This window comes from Faecalicatena faecalis, from assembly GCF_012524165.2.
GTDB classification, from domain to species: Bacteria; Bacillota; Clostridia; order Lachnospirales; family Lachnospiraceae; genus Faecalicatena_A; species Faecalicatena_A faecalis.
This window is the reverse complement of the sequence record NZ_JABACJ020000010.1, coordinates 61,048-75,577: the sequence shown is the minus strand read 5'-3', so window position 1 is coordinate 75,577 and position 14,530 is coordinate 61,048. Positions and strand designations below refer to the sequence as shown.

Genomic DNA, 14,530 nt, shown 5'->3' with positions numbered 1-14,530 from the left:
AGGTCTCCCCAAGATGTCTTAACTTTATGAGGGGGGAGATAGTTGTTTATCAACTATCTGACTCTTAGTATACGAGGAAAATGTGCATAAAGTGTGTCGTAACTATAAAAGAAATAGAAAAAATATTATGAAATTATAAACTTCTTATTATGAAATTCGTATCGTGCTTCCTGCATAGATTAAATTGGGGTCTGTTATACCATTCAGACGCTGCAGTGCACCGACTGTGGTGCCGAAGCGTGCCGCGATTCCACTCAATGTATCTCCCGGCTGTATCGTATAATAGCGGGCGGAAGGGGCACCTCCTTCCGGGATGCGGATTGTTTGACCCGGATAGATTAGGTTCGGATTGGAAAGCTGGTTTAATGCGGCCAGAGTCTGATAAGTCGTTCCATAACGTGCTGCAATCCCACTTAGGGTGTCTCCGGGCTGTACAACATAGGTGATATAATTCTGTGCAGGAGGTTTTGGTATGCTGCCATTCAGATGATTCAATCCTGCTTTGCGGATGATAGAGGGATAATCTTCAAAGGATTCATCTAAATCCACATTTCCACTGATCCCGGGCACATTTCCCTGATTGGTGTACTGCCACATACCACATCTGGTGTTGTCAAATTGACTATTATAATATGCATACCATAGGGCATATCGTTGGGACAAGTCTTCAGGAAAATATTGATTCAGGAAATTTCGATTGCTGTAGAACATTGCAAAGTATCCTCTGGCCTCTATTCGGCTGCAGAAGTTTTGAACGAATTGGGTAGCGAGATTTTTGGTAACTGTGACACCATATTCGGCGGCATAGTTGATCGTGGCCTGTTCAATGTCATAGCAGATTGGATAATCCAGACGATAACCCGATATTGCATTGATACAGCCATCAGCTTCCTGACGCGCGGTTTCCGGAGTCAGTGCATAACAGAACCAATACACTCCAATGGGAAGTCCGACTCTGTTGCATTCTGCTGCATTTCTTTGAAATTGTTTGTCTAAAGTGCCGAAACCATATCCTGCACGAATCATTGCGAATTGATATCCTGCAGCTTTTACCTGGTCCCAGTCGATGATTCCTTGGAACTCACTGACATCAAGTCCTTTTATACTCATAATAAACTCCTTCACCATAAAATGGAGAGCATGATCATTTTATTATATGAAAATCAGGGAAAAACAGTTCACAGAGTGGAATCAGCGATTGAATAATCCTTTGTGGAAAGCTATAATATCTATATTAATACGCTATTTAAATGGGGGATATCAAAATGGAGAATGTAAAGGAAAAGAAAAAGGAGCAGTTTGCCTCGGATACTTCGCAGAGGGATGCGAAGGGATGGGCAAAAGCTCTGATTATTCTGCTGGTCGGACTGACCATCGCACATCTGGGCGTGACGCTGTTTCTGCTGTCTGAGCTGGGGACTGATACATTTACTGTCTTTATTCAGGGCTTGTCAAGGACGGTACACCTGACAGTCGGGACGGTACATGTGATTGTGCTGTGCATTTTGATGGTGCTCATGCTGGCAACGACCAAGGGATATGTGAAGCCGGGGACCGTAGTATGTGCTTTTTGCGGCGGACCGATCATCGATCTTTTTACCTGGCTGTTCGGCGGATATATCAACGCAGATGCAGCGATGTTAATCCGGGTGGTCAGTATGGTTGCCGGATGTGTGATTCTGTCTGCAGGGATGTCGATCGTAATTAACAGTAATGCAGGGACAGGGCCGAATGATCTGGTAGCGATTATTTTATCGGATAAGATTCAATCCGTAGAATTCAGATGGGTCAGAGTCGGATGCGACTTGTTCTTTGTTGTGCTGGGATTCCTGCTTGGCGGGACTGTAGGGGTCGGAACCATCGTGGCTGTCTTTCTGACCGGACCGCTGGTACAGTTCTGGCTGCCTAAGACAAAAAAGGTGATTCAGGGGATCTTGAAGGAAGAGTAGATCTATCATGGATATGTAAATGCAAAGCATAGAAGGTTCCTAATAATATCATGAGATAGAAAGAGTGGGAGACCTGGCTGTTAAGGGACTGGCCTGATCTTCCACTCTTTTCTGTTTTATGATATGGTCTTATGAAGGGCATTACTTTAAAACCTTACCGATAGCCAGATGTGGGATGAACATGATGCAATAACTATCTAATGTTGCAGCGACCCCATATTTTTCACGATAACAGCAGATGCATTCCTGTAGAAACTCCTCTGTTACTTCCAGGTATTCCGCTATCTCAAAACTATTATGGCAACCATGCTCGTAGGCCGCTATTAAGCCTTTTAACCCTATATGTTCATTGTAGGCCCACAATCTGGCCTGATGCTCCTGTTTTCTATTCTCTGTTTTGGACAGGTCTGTAATATCTCCGGCAGTCGTATAGTGATGTCCCAGTTCTTCTACCATAATGCAGCCTTTTTCCACTGAAGTCTCCAGTTTGTCTGACAATGCAATGTTACCGTCCACGTATAGACCGGACAGCTTTCCGTTAAATGGATAGCCTTCATCCACATCAATACCGGCTTTATAAGCCTTGTCTAATAATTTTTCGTACTTATTCATTCAATCAACTCCTGTTTATTTATTATACAAAACCGCATGTACAATAATCAGGACTTTACTTATTTCTCTTGTTTTTTATAAATGCAATGTAGTTGGCAACATCGTCTAATTCATCCTGAGTCAAGTCTTCAGTATCGAGATGAGCAGCAATTGTAACTGGCTCTGTAGAATGTGATGCCTGGGTGGTCCGACCCAATAAATAGTCTAAATCTACATTAAAGTAATCGGCAATCAGCTCCAGTGTTTCAAAATTAGGCTGTCGTTCTCCCCGTTCGTACATGTTGACTGCACTCTTAGAAATTCCAAGTGAATCTGCAAGCTCCTGTTGTGAAAATCCTTTTTTGTTTCTTAGTAAACGTAATACCTTTGCAAAATCGGCCATTTGTACACTTCCTTTCCTTGATAGTTGTATTATATACGAAACGTGTTTGAATGTAAATAAAAAAGTGCACAATTAGTGCTTGACATCAGAGCACGAATCGTGTACTATATAGGTGAGCACAAGATGTACTCAAAATCAAGACGAGAATTAAATATGTTCAAAACTATATGATTATAGTGGATTTAAAACTATATAAAGATTGGAACGTATATTTTTTTACCTTGATTGAGCACAAATAGTGCACAGATGCAAATGGACTTTAGTATCTGCATTTTATCCCACTTGTCCAGACGTGGATCGACATAAAAAGCTACGCAAAGAAAAGGGGCAGGCGCGCAGTCCCGATAAAATCCATGGAGTGAACAGGGGCAGACGTGGAATCCCGATAAAAGCTACGAAAGGAAAGGCAGGGAGGTGATTAGGTGAGAACAGCAGAGCAGGCTATACATGACAGTTTATGGGAACTGTTATCTGCCCGGCTATCAGAAAGAGTCTATGAGAGCCGGCCCGAAACGGGGGCTGAATATCCACTCGCAGATTTTGGAGACTTCGAGACAGAGTACATAGGAACAAAGGATGGGAATCTATCAAAAGTTTCTGTCAGTCTCAACATCTGGGATACCGAGGAGAACCGGAAGAAAGTGTCAGATTTATGCGGAGAAGTCTTAAATGAGGCCATGGCAATATCTGATTCATATGGATTCAGGGTGTCGCCTGTAATCAATCATTCAGGCATTAAGATCACCCAAGACAGAACAGGTACCCCTCCGCTTTGGCGGGGAACCGTAAAATTAGTATTCGATATTTTATGATACCAGAGGTAGAGATATGGAGAAATCCGCAGGTATCATGGGCAAAAAAATTTTGAACCAAACATCATTTTATTAGGAGGATTTAACATGAGCGTAATTAAAGGAAAAAGAATGGTTTACTTATACCGTATTTTAAAGGATGCAGAGACAAGCACAGCAACGGCAATTGCTTTCACAACAGAAAACAGCCGTTCTAAATCAAGGGATTCAGACACTGTAGCGACAAAGGATGGAGTCATTCGTGTTCCGCAGGAGGCAGAGGTTGAACTCAGTACAACAGCTCTTTTTGCAAATGAGAATGATGAAATGATTGGGAAACTGGAAGCTGCACTCGATTCAGGCGAGAAGGTAGAAATCTGGGAAGTGAATCTGGATAATCCAGGGACTGGAGAGGATGCCGGAAAATATGCAGCGAAGTATTTCCAGGGATTCGTGACAAGTTTTGAGTTAGCATCCAATTCAGAGGATCATGCAGAGGCAACTCTTGAGTTCGGGATTGAGGGAACCGGAGTAAAAGGATTTGCAACAATCACGGATGCACAGCAGGAACTTGCATCCTATGTATTTAAGGATACTGCGAAAGATGCAGCACCAGCAGACAAATAAAGAAGATAAATCAGACAGGGGATTCTAAGGTCCCCTGTCACAAAGAAGAACTTAAAAATGGAGGACAGGCAGATGTATGAATTAACAATAAACAATGAGGTTGTACAGTTTAACTTTGGAATGGGATTTCTTCGTGAAATGAACAGGAGGGTTTCTGTTCCAGTTGAGGGGATGCAGGGAATCAAACAGAACATCGGACTACGATATAGTGTAGCCAGATTATTGGACGATGATGTGGAGGCATTAGTCGAGGTGCTGGATGCTGCTAATTTAGGCTGTGAACCGAGGGTTACGAGAAAGACACTCGACGAATATGTGGATGATGCAGATACGGATATCGATGAGGTTTTTGAAAAAGTGCTGGGTTTCTTGAAGACAGCCAATGCTACCAGAAAGGTAACGAACAGTGTACTGGAAGCAGTGGAGAAGGAAATGAAGAAGACAGAGAAAGCATAGAAGACTTTGAGGAAACCTACCACCGGATCGCAATAGACTGCTTTCGCTATCTTGGATTACAAAGCTTGGCTGAGGTGGACAAAATGACGATTCGGGAGTATGAAATGCGCATGGAGGCATTCAGGCTCGGGATGGTCGACCGGGATTATTATATACATTGGCAGGCCTATTTGAACTTTGCAGTTCAGGCAGAACGGCCTGTTGGAAAGGGAAGAACAAAGCCAGTGTATAACCGTTTTGATAAATTTTATGACTATGAAAAGGAATTGAAAAGGATTTCCGGGAAAAAGAAAGAAAAGAGTGGAAGGTTTTCAGGTATTGGTAAGCTGCTGAGAAAGGAGGGCACATAAATGAGCGATGCGGATGTAATGACGAAAGCAGTGATAGAAATTGATGCAAAAGTTCTATCCGAAGTCGTAGCGAAAGTGAATGCAAAAGATGATAATTTTAGTAAGGTTATGGGAAGTGTCCTCGGAAGCGCAGAAAAATTAAAAGCAGTCATGACCAGTGGGCTGGGATTTCAGACATTTATGTCTATAGGAAAGACTGCAATGTCTACAATTAATAAAGGAATTACCGGAATTATTGGAGATATGCAGAAAACAAGTGCTGCATGGGGAGAATTAAATCAAGCGATGGACGGACTGACGAAGACAGTCAGTGCGAAGCTTCAGCCGGCATACGATGAAGTGGCCACTTTAGGCATAAAAGCAGTCGGTAAGCTGACGGATTGTTTCAGCCAGATTGACGGAGACGCTCTTGCATCAGGAATTGGAAAAGGGGTAGAGACCCTGTCCAAGTATCTGGATGCATTTACAGAGAACATGGCAGGTGTACCCGAGGAGTTTGGCGGTGCATTCAGCGCGATTGGCAAGGAATTGGGTAAAATAGTAGGAAAATTTGGGTCGGATAAAAGCATCGAGAGTTTTGGGGACGCTGTCCATACGGCTGCCGGATATCTGAAAACATTTGCCGGATTCTTGAAAGATAATGCTGATAAAGTAGTTGGATTGCTGAAAGGGCTGCCCATATTGTTGGCGACTGTCAAGGGATTTAAGATGTTTCGAGCTGTAACCCCCCTTATTGAGACATTGACGGGCGCATTTTCCGGGCTGGGAAAGAGTAGTCTTGGAAAACTGGGAAGAATGTTCCTTGGTCTGTCAGAAGGGGAAAAACAGGCTGGCGATGCAGGAAAAAAGACAAGTGAGGCAGTAACCTCTTTAAAGACAGGATTTAATTCGTTTCAGAAAAGTGCTGGAATTGCGTTGATTATTGGCGCACTGGCTGGTCTGGCCCTGGCATTACAGCCACTGGCGGAGCTGGGAGTTACAGCGGTCGTACCTCTCCTTACATTTGGAGCGGTCGTAGCTGGTCTGGGAGTTGTTCTGTCAAAAGTGGGAGCAGATCTTGAGGAAAGTATGCTGGGGATCGTTGCCTTTGCAGCAGCGGTATCCATCATGGCACTGGCTATGGTGCCGATTGCTGCAACAGGAACCGAAGGTGCGGTTGCGATGGGGATGTTTGGAATTGCTGTGGCAGCTCTTGCCATTGTGTTTGCACAATTTGGGGGTCTGCTAAATGAAGCGATACCCGGAATGCTGTCGTTCGGAGCAACTGTTTTAATGGTAGGGGCAGGCATGGCCCTGGCCTCTGTCATGATTGAGGCACTTACACCTTTCCTCAGTCAGTTGGGAATTACGGTGACACAGGTGGCAATGGCAATTGCAATGGCCGTTACAATAATTATTGCAGCATTTGCAAGCCTGGTACCGATAATAACTGCTGCAGTGACTCAGATTGTAAATGCCATCGGAACTACACTTGTAAATGTTATGCAGACGGCAGGGGAGATTATCACCCAGATCGTAGAGTCTATCAGTGAGGGATTCTCAACAATAACGGAGGGAGTCTCCGGGGTAATCGATTCCATCAGCGGAGGCTTTACAAGTATATTGGAGGCCATTGCGGATATCATTACCGCGATTGGCGAATCAGCATTAAATGCAGGACGTGGCTTCCAACTGGTTGCAAAAGGAATCAAGATGATTACTGAATTATCCATTATAGATGTAGGGGCAGCACTACTGGCAGTGGCTACCGGACTCGGTGAAATTGCTGGAAAAGGCGAAGGCCTTCAAAATGCGGCGGAAGGAATGACAGGAATCAACCTTGCGATTACCACGGCAGCAACAGCGGCGTCACTGCTAAATGGATTACTGATGCAGTTGGCAGTGCTTTCATTGAATGTTGCCGCAAGTATTGCAGTTGTAACGGCTGCGTTTAGTGGTTTTGTGATTCCACCATTAGATATCGGGCCTATGCTGGCAGGATTTGCAGCAATTACAATTGCGGCCATGACAATGGGAATGCAGTTAACAGTGGTAGGATTACAGGCAGGAACAGGTTTCACAAGCATGTTTTCTAATGGCATCATACAGGCCGTATTGATTGCAGTTAATGTCGCGACGGCTATTATTTCCGCACTGCGGGCAGCAGAGTATGGGGCATATACCTGCGGCTGGTTCATCGGAATGGGGCTTGCAAACGGCATGCGTGCCTCTTTAGCTGAGGTACAGGCTGTTGCGGAACAACTGGCAGTAGCAGCAGAAAAAGCTGTGATCGCTAAATCCAAAATTGGAAGTCCTTCAAGGGTATTCAAAGAGCTTGGAGGTTTTATAGGTGAGGGCTTTGCAATCGGAATCGAATCCATGGGAAATCTGATCAGGCATGTAAGTGAGGAAATGGTATTCATTCCAGATGTACCTGCGTTTGAAGGAATGTCCATGGGAAATTATTCATTTGGAAACCAGGAGCTGCAAAGTGACTATTCTTATCATCCTGCTATCTATGTAAATGCAGAGGTGAGAAGTATTATGGATGGAAAAGAGGTCGGCTACGGCAGTGCAAGATATGTTAGAGAAAAGAACGAAAAAGAAGAAAAAGTAAGAAGATATGTTAGCGGTGTAAGGTAAGGAGGGACATATGTATAGTTTTGTAGATACCATAGAATACGGCAGAGGCAAGGGATCCCTCCCTGCCGAAGCTGTAAGTATTAATGACAAATATATCGAAAATGAAATTGAGGGATACCGGACCCTGCATGTTGTGGGAAGGGAATTATTAGAATCTGAAATCACGGACCGCCAGATCGGTAATGTAGACGGGACTCAGTTTCAGAGTAAGAGAAATACGCCAAGGGTCATAACGGTGACCTACAGCCTTGCGGCTAAAACGCCGGAAGAATTTCGGGATAAATTTAATAAATTGAATTTGATTTTAGACCAGGAGCAGTCCAAAATCGTGTTCTATGATGAGCCGGATAAATATTTTATCGGGACAAAGAGTTCGGTGGAGGAGGTTCCGGCGGGGCTGCTAAATGTGGTCGGAAGTTTTGAAATCTACTGCGCGGACCCATATAAGCATTCTGCGGTCGAAAAGACCTTTCAGGCTGCTGTCAATAGTGACGGGGTGCTGGAAGCTGTGATTGTGAATGAAGGAACAGAGGCGGTGCCGGTTGACTATACGATTACACATAATCATGAGAACGGGTATATTGGAATCGTGAGTGAACATGGGGTGATAGAGCTTGGATCGCCGGACGAAGTAGATGCCGAGATACGCCAGAAATCCCAGGTTCTTGTTCATTACAGGAATGCACAGGAGATGGGCGCGATGGTGGATGGTCAGGGCATTTTGACAGAAAATTTTCCGAAAAATGGCTCGTTCAAAACGGTAACTATAAATGGTCAGAAGGTTCTGGCATTGGATAATGTGGGGAGCGGCAGCAATTGGCATGGAGCTAGTAAAATGGTGTCATTGCCTGCGGACTCAAATGGAGAAATTGGGGCAGCCAATTTTTTGGCACAATCACATGTCTGGTTCGAAACAGGAAGAGTTCCACAGACAGGTCTGCTGGAGTTCGTAGTAGGGGATGAGAACGGACAGCACCTGGCATCTATCCACATTTTTAAGAAATCTACGAACACAAATTTGGCGAATGCAATCATGCAGATACAGCTTGCAGAAAAGAAGCGGATTTTATATGAACCGAATTACAAATCGGTTACAGCAAAAGGGACTGGAAGCAATATATACATTCGAAAAAGTGGAGAGCTGTTTGAATTTTATTTTGGTGGAGGAAAGTATCAATTTCGAGTTCCTTCGCTTGCAAATAAAAAGGCTGCGACACTGACTATTTTTCTTGGACAATGGGGGACAAGAGGCGCTGGAAATCTGGTTTCCAGGATGTATATCCATAATGTCTTGTTTCAAAAAGACCATGTGAAATACTGGTATGATATCCCCAACCGATATCGGGCGAATAGTACAGTTTATGTAGATGGCTCAGCCTCTAAGGTATACGTAGATGGAGTAGTCAGCCTGGATGATGAGCAGGTAGGAAGCACCTATTTTCTCGCACCGCCCGGCGAAATGAAGGTACAGTTCTACTATTCTGATTTTAGTAACCCTGGGCCTACAGCAGAAGCGAAGATAAGGGAGGCATATTTGTAATGGAAAATATAAGGATTGCAGTGTTAAATACATATGACAAGGTATGCACCTTTTTAGATAATACAGTCCCAGATGCTATGCATTATTACGAGGATGAATTACATCAGTATTTGAAGGGGTCTGCTAATACATACACCTTTAAGACAGATTCTAAACATACGGATGCAGAGTATCTGGCAGAAGGAAATAAGCTGGCATTCAGATATCGGAACCAGGATTATTATCTTAATATCATGCGTGTAACTTGTACAGAATCTGAGATTGAGGTAGAAGCATATTCTTTGAATTTTGAGCTTCTAAACGAACAAAAAGAAGCTTATAAGGCATCGTCTGCTATGACCTTTCAACAGTATCTAAATATTTTTGATTATGAGAAGGTTGTGACACTGGGGATTAACGAGGTTTCAAATCAGTCTGTAAAGTATGAATGGACAGGAACAGAGACCATGCTGGCAAGAATTTTTTCGCTAGCAGAAGTATTTCATGCTGAGGTAGAGTTTGTACCGAAACTTAATGCAGATTACTCTCTTAACAGTATTGTACTGAACGTTTATAAAGAGCATACAGATACGGTGCAGGGAGTAGGGACAGACCGTACGGATACAATTCTCCGCTATGGGAAAAATGTGTCGGGGATTACGAAAACGTCTGATATTACTGAGTTATATACGGCCATCCGCCCAACTGGGAAGGATGGCCTCACAGTAAGCAGTATCAATAGGACGGAATATGATTCCCAGGGGAATGTAGAGTATATCTGCCCAGCAGGGAAAAGAAATATTTACGCGGTTCAGGCAAGAGATCGTTTTCCTTCAAATTTGTTGGCTAATGAGAATGAAAGATATATTGCCCAGATCTGGGACTGTGATACAGACAATGTGAATGACCTATACGAGCAGGCACTTGCTGAATTGAAGAAAAACTGTGTTCCTCAGGTCAGTTATGAAGTGGATGGATATTTTGACACAAATATCGGTGACACGGTGACGATTGTCGACCAAGAATATACACCGGAACTATATTTAGAGGCCAGGGTAACGGAGCAGCAGAGGAGTTTTACAGATCCTTCGAATAATAAGACCACATTCAGCAATTTTAAAGAGCTCCAGAGCCAGATAGATCCAGCTTTGGTTCAGAAAATGAATGAGATAATTGCTGCCAATAAGGTATATACCTGTTCTATATTGTCAGATAATGGGATTGTTTTTAGAAATGGGGAAGGAATTACCACTCTGACAGCGTTGGTTATGGATGTAGGAAAGGATATGACAGACAGCCTTACGATCCGTTGGATGAAGAATGGGGCAGAAGCGGCAGATGGGAAGAGTATCACGATCCATGCCAAGGATATAGAAGGAAAGGCAGTCTTTAGGTGTGAAGCATCTGACAAGGCAGGAACACTTCGGGGAACCTGTGAAGTGACTGTGGCAAATCTGGTGGATGGTGTAGATGGCCGGACACAATACCTGCATATTAAATACTCAAATGACGGCGGAAAAACATTCACAGAAGAGAATGGAGAGACACCAGGGGATTACATTGGTGTTCGGACAGATGAGGTTGAAACCGCTTCGATGAATGTCAAGGATTACAGGTGGTGCCGTGCAAAAGGAGATCAGGGAATACCGGGGCCGTCAGGGAATCCGGGAAGATCATCTTATTTTCATGTGATGTACAGCCCGGTGAAAAATCCGTCTTCTGCCCAGATGACGAAGATTCCAGATAAATATATCGGGACCTACGTTGATTTTAACGTGGAGGATTCCACAGATCCAAAAGTTTATCAATGGCAGCAGTTAGAAGGGACACAGGGGCCCCAGGGAGACCGGGGAATTCCGGGAGAGAATGGAGAAGATGGTAATACTTCCTACCTTCATATCAAGTATTCAAATGATGGAGGAAATACATTTACAGATAATTCTGGGGAAACACCAGGAAGCTGGATTGGAATGTATGTAGATTTTTATCAGCCGGATTCGGACAAAACGTCAGATTATAAATGGCATAAATTCGAGGGTGATGCCGGAAAGAAGGGCGAGCCTGGAAAAGGAATACAGGAGAGGAAAGCATATTATCTAGTTTCTGCAAAGGATACAGGAATCACAACGGAGACTGCTGGATGGCAGACCACGATTCCGACGATGACAGAGACGAATCGTTTCCTGTGGATTTATGAGGTTTATATATATACCGATGGAAGTAAAGATAATACGACACCACGTGTGACAGGAGTGTTTGGAGGCCGGGGAGAGCAGGGACCAAAAGGTGAAAAAGGCGATTCAGGAGAGCGCGGCCTGCAGGGACTGCAGGGGCCGAAAGGTGACCAGGGAATACAAGGGCCGAAAGGTACAGATGGGAGGACCAGCTATACCCATATCGCTTATGCAAATAGTGCGGATGGTACGAAGGACTTTTCTGTTACAGACAGCGGCCGCATGTATATCGGAATGTATGTAGATTTTGCACAAGCAGATAGTTCTGATCCTAAGAAATATGCATGGAGCAAGATAAAAGGCGCGGATGGTTCACAAGGGATTCAGGGGCCGAAAGGAGCAGATGGTAAAACCCCTTATCTGCATATTGCCTATGCAAATAGTGCAGATGGAAAAACGGGGTTTTCTACAACAGATAGCACGAATAAATTATTTATCGGTCAGTATACAGATTATACATCTGCTGACAGTACAGATGCTGCTAAGTATTCCTGGACGAAGATAAAGGGGGAGGCAGGGAAGGATGCGGCAATTGTAAGTAATACAGAACCAGCAGATAAGACAAAGCTGTGGTGTGACACGTCCATCAGCCCGCCGCTGATGAAACATTATAATAGTACTACATCAGCTTGGGAAATTGTGAATGACCAGTCTCAGGTAATCGAGACAATCTATCAGAGTGTATATGCAGAAATTGACAAGGCATATGACAAGGTCGTAATTGAAGTCGGCGAGAAGACTTATTCTAAAGATGATATTGAAAATATGCTGGGAAATGTAAATACACAATTTGAACAGACTAAAAATGCATTTAATTTTAACTTTGAACAGTTGACAAAAAATATGAATGCACTGGTGGGTGAGACTGATTCAGGGTTTAGTGAGATCAAAAAATATATTCGCTTCATTGATGGAGCAATTGTAATCGGAGAGGAAGGAAACCCACTGATTCTGAAAATGATCAATGATAGAATATCATTTCTGGAAAATGGAAATGAGGTTGCTTATATCAGCAATCGGAGGATGTATATTACAGATACTGAAATCCTGAATTCTCTATCAATTGGTAATTTCGCATTTAAACCAAGGGAAAATGGGAATCTCTCATTTGGAAAGGTAAGGTGATGAGTGAATGGGAAATTATGAAACACGAATGCGGCTGATTAGTGAAACAAATGTGAATGTTGCGAACAATACAAGTTATGTAACGGTTGCATTTGATTTTAGACGGACTGATTATTCATATTATGGTTATAACCTGACAGGCGATGCCTATTGGAATATTAAAGTGGATACGCAGTCAACAGGGAACGTTAAATTTACATATAACTGGAACTTTGGACAGAATGTCTGGAAAGAAGTTGCGCGGCGGAGTTTTACAGTTACACATAACGCAGATGGTAAAAAAACAATCAATATGTCTGGTACGCTCTACTTTGGCGCAGGAGTGTCGCCAGGAACGCTTACCGCTTCCGGCAGTGCTGCATTAACTACGATACCGAGGGCAACGACACCGACACTGTCACCGGCTAGTCAGGCTGTAGGCAGTGCGATCACTATAAATTTGCCCAGGGCCAGCAGCTCATTTACACATAAATTGACATATAAATTCGGCAGCGCGTCAGGAACGATTGCGACAGCTGCAGGAGCGTCACAAAGCTGGACATTGCCCGCCTCTCTCGCAGCGCAGATACCAAATGCGACAAGTGGAGCTGGTACAATTACATGCGAAACCTATAACGGGTCTACATTAGTCGGGACCAAATCAATTGGATTTACGGCAACAGTGCCTTCTAGTATGGTGCCTTCTATAGGGACGGTATCTATATCGGAGGCGGTAGCAGGATTGAATGCACAATTTGGGGCATACGTACAGAATAAGAGTAAACTAAAGATATCAATTTCTGCTAGTGGGGTACAAGGAAGTACGATTACATCTTATAAAACAGAGGTAGGCGGGAATGCATATACTGGAAGCAGTATTACAACAGGGCTTCTTACTTCTGCTGGAAGCCTGCCTATAAAGGTTACAGTAACAGACAGTAGAGGGCGGACCGCTTCTAAAACACAGAACGTAAATGTAGTCGTATATACAAACCCGTCAATTGTTACTTTTTCAGCAGTAAGGTGCACTCCTTCTGGAACATTTGATGAACAGGGAACATCAATGAGTATTGCAATGAATTTCAATGTAGCAGACGTAGGCAGCAAGAATACCAAAAGTTATATAGTAGAACTTCTGAAAAATGGTAGTACAACATGGACAAAAGTAGTAAATGGAAGTGTTTATTCTTATAACAGCACCTATATAGCAGACGATGCCATCAGTGTAGATTCATCTTATACGCTGAGGTTAAAAGTTACAGATTATTTTACAACCTCCACTGCAACAGTGGATATCAGCAGTGGATTCACACTGATGGATTTTCGGGCAACTGGAAAAGGGATTGGGATAGGGAAGGTTAGTGAGAAAGATCAGCTTGAAGTGAATATGATTGCTGAATTTTATAAAGCACTGATACTTCACGGAAATGGAAGTCAATATAATCTATTTGATAAAATATCAGCATTATCAACACAGATTTCAAATAATGCTTCACAGATTGCTACCCATACTACTCAAATAGCCGGAAAAGCTGCGTCATCTCATGGACATGGTGTGGCAACACAAGGGGCAAATGGATTCATGTCAGCGGCTGATAAGAAGAAATTAGATGGGATTAATTATGCATACGGAAGAACTGCGTTGATTACAATAGGGGGAGGATCTTACAAAGATGTGGGCATTAATTTTGGACGAACATTTAGTAAAATTCCAATGGTATTTCTTTCATTTTATGCTTCATCACAGAATACAAAATATCTTGGACTAGCGTATTTTAATGAAAGTACAACAGGTGCGACCATAAGGATTACGAACGGGGGAGGAGCGGGCTATAGCGTTTATGTAAATTGGCTTGCAATTATATAAAGAAAAGAAATTGAGGA

The 14,530-nt window shown here is 43.3% G+C and carries 12 protein-coding genes; 9 read left to right on the top strand and 3 right to left on the bottom strand.

Features of this window, described 5'->3' with window-relative positions; translation table 11 throughout:
* Nucleotides 1–147: 147 nt before the first annotated feature.
* Complete coding sequence (locus HGO97_RS11785; protein ID WP_216241881.1) at nucleotides 148–1,110, bottom strand: LysM peptidoglycan-binding domain-containing protein; 963 nt, start codon at nucleotides 1,108–1,110, stop codon at nucleotides 148–150.
* 155 nt (nucleotides 1,111–1,265) lie between these two features.
* On the opposite strand from HGO97_RS11785, the gene HGO97_RS11780 reads away from it, so the two are divergent.
* Nucleotides 1,266–1,949 (top strand): YczE/YyaS/YitT family protein, encoded by a 684-nt coding sequence (locus HGO97_RS11780; protein WP_216241879.1) that lies wholly within the window; start codon nucleotides 1,266–1,268, stop codon nucleotides 1,947–1,949.
* A 141-nt stretch (nucleotides 1,950–2,090) separates the two neighbouring features.
* Here HGO97_RS11780 and HGO97_RS11775 read toward each other — a convergent pair whose 3' ends face one another.
* Both HGO97_RS11775 and HGO97_RS11770 read right to left on the bottom strand, forming a co-directional pair.
* Nucleotides 2,091–2,561 (bottom strand): ImmA/IrrE family metallo-endopeptidase, encoded by a 471-nt coding sequence (locus HGO97_RS11775; protein WP_216241877.1) that lies wholly within the window; start codon nucleotides 2,559–2,561, stop codon nucleotides 2,091–2,093.
* A gap of 55 nt (nucleotides 2,562–2,616) precedes the next feature.
* The gene (locus HGO97_RS11770) at nucleotides 2,617–2,943 is read right to left on the bottom strand and encodes a helix-turn-helix domain-containing protein (RefSeq protein WP_216241875.1); all 327 of its coding nucleotides are present in this window, start codon (nucleotides 2,941–2,943) and stop codon (nucleotides 2,617–2,619) included.
* 422 nt (nucleotides 2,944–3,365) lie between these two features.
* Here HGO97_RS11770 and gp17 point away from each other — a divergent pair, with 422 nt between their 5' ends.
* From gp17 to HGO97_RS11730, 8 genes are all read left to right on the top strand, one after another.
* Entirely contained in the window at nucleotides 3,366–3,755 is a 390-nt protein-coding gene (gene gp17 / locus HGO97_RS11765; protein WP_216241873.1) for a tail completion protein gp17, read from the top strand.
* Nucleotides 3,756–3,842: 87 nt separating this feature from the next.
* Nucleotides 3,843–4,361 (top strand): phage major tail protein, TP901-1 family, encoded by a 519-nt coding sequence (locus tag HGO97_RS11760; protein ID WP_216241871.1) that lies wholly within the window; start codon nucleotides 3,843–3,845, stop codon nucleotides 4,359–4,361.
* Between the two features lie 72 nt (nucleotides 4,362–4,433).
* Nucleotides 4,434–4,817, top strand: a complete 384-nt coding sequence (locus HGO97_RS11755; RefSeq protein WP_216241869.1) for a tail assembly chaperone — start codon at nucleotides 4,434–4,436, stop codon at nucleotides 4,815–4,817.
* Between the two features lie 83 nt (nucleotides 4,818–4,900).
* Entirely contained in the window at nucleotides 4,901–5,167 is a 267-nt protein-coding gene (locus tag HGO97_RS11750) for a hypothetical protein (RefSeq protein ID WP_216241867.1), read from the top strand.
* Nucleotides 5,168–7,789, top strand: a complete 2,622-nt coding sequence (locus HGO97_RS11745) for a hypothetical protein (RefSeq protein ID WP_216241865.1) — start codon at nucleotides 5,168–5,170, stop codon at nucleotides 7,787–7,789.
* A gap of 10 nt (nucleotides 7,790–7,799) precedes the next feature.
* Entirely contained in the window at nucleotides 7,800–9,329 is a 1,530-nt protein-coding gene (locus HGO97_RS11740; RefSeq protein ID WP_216241863.1) for a distal tail protein Dit, read from the top strand.
* Nucleotides 9,329–12,667 carry a phage tail spike protein gene (locus tag HGO97_RS11735; RefSeq protein WP_216241861.1) on the top strand — a complete coding sequence of 1,113 codons (3,339 nt, stop codon included), beginning with the start codon at nucleotides 9,329–9,331 and terminating at the stop codon, nucleotides 12,665–12,667. Before HGO97_RS11740 ends, HGO97_RS11735 begins: the two co-directional genes overlap by 1 nt.
* Before the next feature lie 7 nt (nucleotides 12,668–12,674).
* Nucleotides 12,675–14,513, top strand: a complete 1,839-nt coding sequence (locus tag HGO97_RS11730) for a DUF859 family phage minor structural protein (RefSeq protein ID WP_216241859.1) — start codon at nucleotides 12,675–12,677, stop codon at nucleotides 14,511–14,513.
* The last annotated feature ends 17 nt before the right edge of the window (nucleotides 14,514–14,530 follow it).

Excerpts from the sequence above, each read along its gene's own strand:
- HGO97_RS11785 (WP_216241881.1), bottom strand. The coding sequence starts at position 1,110 with ATGAGTATAAAAGGACTTGATGTCAGTGAGTTCCAAGGAATCATCGAC.
- HGO97_RS11780 (WP_216241879.1), top strand. The coding sequence starts at position 1,266 with ATGGAGAATGTAAAGGAAAAGAAAAAGGAGCAGTTTGCCTCGGATACT.
- HGO97_RS11775 (WP_216241877.1), bottom strand. The coding sequence starts at position 2,561 with ATGAATAAGTACGAAAAATTATTAGACAAGGCTTATAAAGCCGGTATT.
- HGO97_RS11770 (WP_216241875.1), bottom strand. The coding sequence starts at position 2,943 with ATGGCCGATTTTGCAAAGGTATTACGTTTACTAAGAAACAAAAAAGGA.
- HGO97_RS11760 (WP_216241871.1), top strand. The coding sequence starts at position 3,843 with ATGAGCGTAATTAAAGGAAAAAGAATGGTTTACTTATACCGTATTTTA.
- HGO97_RS11755 (WP_216241869.1), top strand. The coding sequence starts at position 4,434 with ATGTATGAATTAACAATAAACAATGAGGTTGTACAGTTTAACTTTGGA.
- HGO97_RS11750 (WP_216241867.1), top strand. The coding sequence starts at position 4,901 with ATGACGATTCGGGAGTATGAAATGCGCATGGAGGCATTCAGGCTCGGG.
- HGO97_RS11745 (WP_216241865.1), top strand. The coding sequence starts at position 5,168 with ATGAGCGATGCGGATGTAATGACGAAAGCAGTGATAGAAATTGATGCA.
- HGO97_RS11740 (WP_216241863.1), top strand. The coding sequence starts at position 7,800 with ATGTATAGTTTTGTAGATACCATAGAATACGGCAGAGGCAAGGGATCC.
- HGO97_RS11735 (WP_216241861.1), top strand. The coding sequence starts at position 9,329 with ATGGAAAATATAAGGATTGCAGTGTTAAATACATATGACAAGGTATGC.
- HGO97_RS11730 (WP_216241859.1), top strand. The coding sequence starts at position 12,675 with ATGGGAAATTATGAAACACGAATGCGGCTGATTAGTGAAACAAATGTG.